This window comes from Pseudomonas sp. AGC41 (genome assembly GCF_057334555.1).
In genome coordinates this window covers 1-1,224 of the sequence record NZ_JBHFJB010000124.1, presented here as the reverse complement: position 1 = coordinate 1,224, position 1,224 = coordinate 1, and the positions used below count along the sequence as shown (strand labels likewise).

At 65.8% G+C, this 1,224-nt stretch carries 1 protein-coding gene; it reads left to right on the top strand.

Translation table 11 applies throughout. The annotated features are described in order from the left end of the window. Positions 1-1,135 (top strand): purine-cytosine permease family protein (locus tag ACE04F_RS21275; protein WP_486109773.1); only part of this gene is annotated, 1,135 nt, incomplete at its 5' end. Positions 1,136-1,224: the final 89 nt, after the last annotated feature.

Sequence of the window (1,224 nt, the reverse complement as noted above, 5' to 3'; positions counted from 1 at the left end):
GTGGAGTTCGGGCGACGCGCTGATCGGCGGCGCCAAGCGACTGGTCGGCGTACCGGAAACCGACCTGAGCCTGGGCCTGGCCTACGGCCTGTTTGCCCTGCTGGTATTAACGGTGTGCATCTACGGCTTTCGTTTCATGTTGTGGGTCAACCGCATCGCCGTGTGGGCCGCCAGCCTGTTGTTCCTGCTGGGCATCTTCGCCTTCGCGCCGAGCTTCGACAGCCAGTTCGCCGGCACGGTCAGCCTCGGCCAGCCGGGCTTCTACGCCGCCTTCATCGGCGCGGCGCTGGTGGCCATGAGCAACCCGATTTCCTTCGGCGCGTTCCTCGGCGACTGGTCGCGCTACATCCCGCGCAACACGCCCAAGCCGCGCATCATGCTGGCGGTCATCGCCGCGCAATTGGCGACGCTGATCCCGTTCCTGTTCGGCCTTGCCACTGCGACCATCGTCGCGATCAAGGCGCCGGACTACATCGCCGCCAATAACTACGTGGGCGGCCTGCTGGCGGTCTCGCCGGGCTGGTTCTTTCTGCCGGTGTGCCTGATCGCGGTCATCGGCGGCATGTCCACCGGCACCACCTCGCTGTACGGCACCGGGCTGGACATGTCCAGCGTGTTCCCTCGGCTACTGTCGCGGGTCAAGGCGACGCTGCTGATCGGCGTGCTGTCGATCGCCTTCATCTTCATCGGGCGCTTCGCCGCGAACCTGGTGCAGAGCGTCTCGACCTTCGCCGTGCTGATCATCACCTGCACCACTCCCTGGATGGTGATCATGATCATCGGCCTGCTGGTGCGCCGTGGCTTCTACTGCCCGGACGACCTGCAAGTGTTCACCCGAGGCGAAACCGGCGGGCGCTACTGGTTCAGCCATGGCTGGAACTGGCGCGGCCTGGGCGCTTGGATTCCCAGCGCGCTGGTGGGGCTGTGCTTCGTCAACCTGCCGGGACAGTTCGTCGGGCCGTTGGGCGAACTGGCAGGTGGCATCGACATAAGCCTGCCGGTCACCCTGGGCCTGGCGTCGGTGGTGTACCTGCTGTTGCTCGGGCTGTTTCCGGAGCCAGCGGCGGTGTATGGGCCGCAGGATCCGCGAAGCGCTGATCCGCTTAACCCGTCAGAACTGCGACAGGCCGCCTGACTGACCAATTCCCGTGGCGAGGGAGCTTGCTCCCGCTGGGTTGCGCAGCGACCCCAGGTTTCTGACTTGAAATGCGGCGACTGCTGCGC